The organism is Pseudomonas sp. HMSC063H08, assembly GCF_001813645.1.
Taxonomy (GTDB): domain Bacteria; phylum Pseudomonadota; class Gammaproteobacteria; order Pseudomonadales; family Pseudomonadaceae; genus Pseudomonas; species Pseudomonas aeruginosa.
Genome location: NZ_KV813508.1, coordinates 1 through 3,111, shown reverse-complemented (window position 1 = coordinate 3,111; position 3,111 = coordinate 1). Strand labels below are relative to the sequence as shown.

Annotated in this window: 2 protein-coding genes; both read right to left on the bottom strand. The window is 69.8% G+C overall.

Annotation, left to right across the window (positions count from 1 at the left end):
* The coding region (locus HMPREF2924_RS21310; protein ID WP_034083810.1) for a filamentous hemagglutinin N-terminal domain-containing protein at positions 1 to 1,388 on the bottom strand (1,388 nt) is incomplete at its 3' end.
* A 112-nt stretch (positions 1,389 to 1,500) separates the two neighbouring features.
* Positions 1,501 to 3,111, bottom strand: a 1,611-nt coding sequence (gene tpsB1 / locus HMPREF2924_RS21305; protein ID WP_070700631.1) for a two-partner secretion system transporter TpsB1, incomplete at its 5' end; no start/stop codon positions are given.

The window sequence follows — 3,111 nt, the reverse complement described above, 5'->3', positions numbered from 1 at the left end:
ACCTGGCCGCCACGGTTGTCGAGATCGCCACGGGTCTTGACCACGGCGCGGTCCCGGCTCTGCAACAGGCCGTCCTGGCGGTTGTCCAGGCTGCTCGCCTCGACCCGCAGTTCGCCCTCGGCGAGCAGCTTGCCGCCACGGTTGTCCAGGTGCCCGCCGTCGACCCGGACGGTCGCCCCCTTCAGGCTGCCGCCCTGGTTGTCCAGCGCCTGGCTCGCCTTCGCTTCCAGCGCGCGGCTGGCCACCAGGCTGCCGGCGTTGCGCAGGGTGCCGCTGCGCAGCTCGAGGTCGCCGCGCGCGTTGCGCCGCTCGTCTGGCTCGACGCCGGCTTCGATCACCCCGGCGTTGTCGGTATGCGCCGCCTCCAGCGCGATGCGTTCGCGCGCCGCCAGGCTCTGCCGGTTGACCAGTTCCTCCGCGCTGCGGATCTCGGCGCTGCCGCCGGCGTAGGTCTTGCCGTTCAGCTCCACGGCCTGGGCCGCGATCTTCAGGTCGCCCTGGCTGGAGGCCTGGGCCAGGCTCAGCTTGCCGCTGGCGTCGATGCGGATGTCGCCGCCGCTGGCGGCCATGTCGCCGGCCAGCTTCACCCCCACGCCCTGCTCGGTGCCGACCAGGCGGATCGCCCCGGCGTACATCCCGCCCAGCGCCGAGCTGTCGATCGCCAGCTGTGGCTTCTCGCTGCCATCGGCGGCGCGCGGCGTGGCCTGCAGGCTGTCGGCCTGGACGTCGTTGCGGCCGGTGACGATGTTGAGGTTCTTCGCGTAGAGCTTGGCGTTGAGCTTGGCGCTGCGGGTGATCAGGTCGAACTGTTCGAGGTTGCCGACGTTCAGTTCGGCGCCTTCGACGACGATGTCGCCGCCGTCCACCTGGAAGCGCTCCAGGCGCTGGCCGTCCATGATCGGCTTGCCGGTGGTGAGGGTCGCGCGCGGCGTGTTGATGAAGCCGCAGCCCTGGCAGGTGATGCCGTGCGGGTTGGCGACGATCACCCGCGCCGACTGCCCGGCCACCTCGGTGTAGCCGGCCAGGGTGCTGCGGTTGCCGCCAGTGACCTGGTTGAGGATCACCTGCGCCGCCTGGCCCTTGAGGTTGGGGTTGCCGAGGATGATCCCGCCGAGCTGGGTACCCTGGGTCTTGCCGGTAGCGTTGTTGAGGATCAGCCCGTTGGCGCCGACGTTGTAGTCGCGGAAATGGTTGTTCGACAGCCCGGCGCCGTTGGGCGTGGCGATATTGACGATGGGCACGCCGTTGCCCGCCTGGCCCAGGCCGGTGTTGCCGCCGGCGGCCTTGTCCAGCGCCAGCCCCGCCGCCGCGGCGACGATCGGGTTGAGGAACAGGATGCCGGCCAGGGACAGGGCGATGCACTGGTTCAGCGGGCTGCGGATGTCCATATCGTTACTCCTTGGCGGGTAGGGGCCCGGCGAGGTTAAGCAAGGTTTTCCAAGGAAAGGGCCTCGATGCAGGTAGGCGCTTTCCTAAAGCGTTCAGGAGGTCGCCGCGTCTTCAGAAGAACGCGTCGACCCGGAAATAGATCGGGTGCTCGCGCCGCTCGATGGCGCTGGGCCGCTCCAGCGAGCGGGCGAAGCCGACGCTGGCGGCGAAATAGCGGCCGCGGGCATCCAGTTCGATGGCGTTGCCGCTCATGCGCCCGCTGGCGCCGTCGTTGTAGCGGTCGTGGCGGATCACGCCGACGTCGTAGGCGAAGGCCACGCCGTATTCCTGCAGCCAGGGCCGCAGCGGCGCCCATTCCACCGCACGCCGCCAGCGCAACTGGTTGCGCCAGTAGCCGCCGCTGTCGCCGGTCAGGGTCTGGTCCTTGAAGCCGCGCACCGAGCTGTTGCCGCCGAGGCTGATGCGCTGCGGGCTGAACAGCACGTCCTCGCTCCTTTGCCCGGTGGCCAGGCTGTCGAAGCTGAAGCGCTCGCCCCATAGCTGGAACGGCTGCAGGTAGCTGAGGGTCAGGCTGTACTTGTCGTAGCGCGCATTCGGATCGCCCGCGTGCGGGTGGCCGCGACCCTGCGCGCCAAGGGCGCCGATGCCCTGCTGCCAGCCGAGGTCGAGGTTGACGAAGCCACTGCCGATCCGCCGGCCATGGTTGAAGCCGAGCTGGGTCTCGGTGATCCGCGTGCTCTGGTCTTCCAGGCGGGTGTCTTCGACATAGTTGTTGGTGCGCTGGTGGCTGAGCCCCAGGCTCATGGCGGTCTTGCTCACACCGTCGCGGTGCAGCACGCGTTCGGCGCGGAACTGATGGCTGCGGCTGTCGCCATCGAGCTTGAAGGGGAAGCCGCTGGCCTCGTTGCGCGTGCGGTAGTCGCTCTGGCTGTAGCCGTAGGTGAAGGTCCACCAGCCCCAGGGCAGGCTGTAGAACAGGCTCTGGCTGTCGGAATGGCGCCAGCGGTCGGTCACCGCGTCGCGGTTGGCGCGCAGGTTGAGCTGGTCGGCCAGGCCCAGCGGGCTGTCCCAGTCCAGGCCCAGGCCCATCTGCTGCTCGCCGGTGCTGACGTCGCCGTCGTTGTTGCGCGTGGCGGAGACCCGCCAGGGCTTGTCGCGCTCACCCTTGAGACGCACCCGGCTGCCCCCGACCTCGCTGCCGGGCACCAGCTCCAGTTGCGCCTGGCGCGACGGCAGGCGGCTCAACTGGTCGACCAGTTGCTCCAGTTCGCGCAGGTCGAGCAGCTCGCCGGTCCTGCCCGGAAAGCTCATCGCCAGTTCGCGCGGGCTGGCCAGCGCGGAGCTGTCCAGGCCCTCCAGGCGGCCTTCGACGACGATGATGCGCAGGGTCCCGGAGGCCAGGTCCTGCTGTGGCAGGTAGGCGCGGGTGGTGACGTAGCCGCGATCCAGGGAATGGTCGGTGACGGCCTTGAGCAACGCATTGAGCTGGCCGACGCCCAGGCAGCGCCCCTGGTAGGGCGCCAGCAGTTGGCGACGCGCGCTTTCGCCGAGGTGCCCGGCGCCTTCCAGCTCGATGCGGCGGATCTCGAAGCAGCGCTCGTCGTCGCCGGAGGCATCCGCAGCGGCGGGCGCTCCCTTGCCGGGCAGTTGCTGGAGTTCCTCCAGGCGCTTGCGCTGTTCGTCCAGCAGGCGCTGCTGGCGGTCGCGGATCAGGTCGCGGTC